Origin of the sequence: Peptococcus simiae (assembly GCF_046097595.1) — a bacterium.
In the GTDB taxonomy this organism is placed as follows: Bacteria; Bacillota; Peptococcia; order Peptococcales; family Peptococcaceae; genus Peptococcus; species Peptococcus simiae.
Genome location: NZ_JBJUVG010000035.1, coordinates 1 through 496 on the forward strand (window position 1 = coordinate 1; position 496 = coordinate 496).

Genomic DNA, 496 nt, shown 5'->3' on the forward strand with positions numbered 1-496 from the left:
TTAGAAGCCCCCCGGAAGCCCTTTACAGCAGACCAGCTGCGAATGTTGGAACTGGTGAACGCTGCCCGGGCTGAGCATGGGCTACAGCCTGTTAAGCTCTCTCCTGCCCTCTGTGAAGGGGCTGAGATTAGGGCGAGGGAGACGACTGAAGCGCTAAAAGATAATCCTACTTACGAAGGCTATGAGGCTAAGGAGGCAGCTGGTTGGAACCCTCATAGTAGGTTAGATGGTAATATCCCGAAAACCGTCCTAAATGATGTAGGGCTGAAAAAGTTTAGTAAATACTTTAATGTAAATGAGAACTTAGCAACTGGATTTAATAGCAGAAACTTTGAATCTGTTGATTATGTTTTTGCTGGTTGGATGAACTCCCCCGGACACCGTAGTAATATCCTTAATCCCAGTAATGCATATGCCGGCTTTGGGTGCCATTCCGGCAGTACGCAGAACTGGATCCAACTCTTCCAAACACAACTCTAACCGCCCTGCCGGTGCT

1 protein-coding gene is annotated in these 496 nt (G+C 48.2%); it reads left to right on the forward strand.

Annotated elements, in window-relative coordinates; all coding sequences use genetic code 11:
• The coding region (locus tag ACKQTC_RS09215) for a CAP domain-containing protein (RefSeq protein WP_408978148.1) at positions 1–480 on the forward strand (480 nt) is incomplete at its 5' end.
• Positions 481–496: the final 16 nt, after the last annotated feature.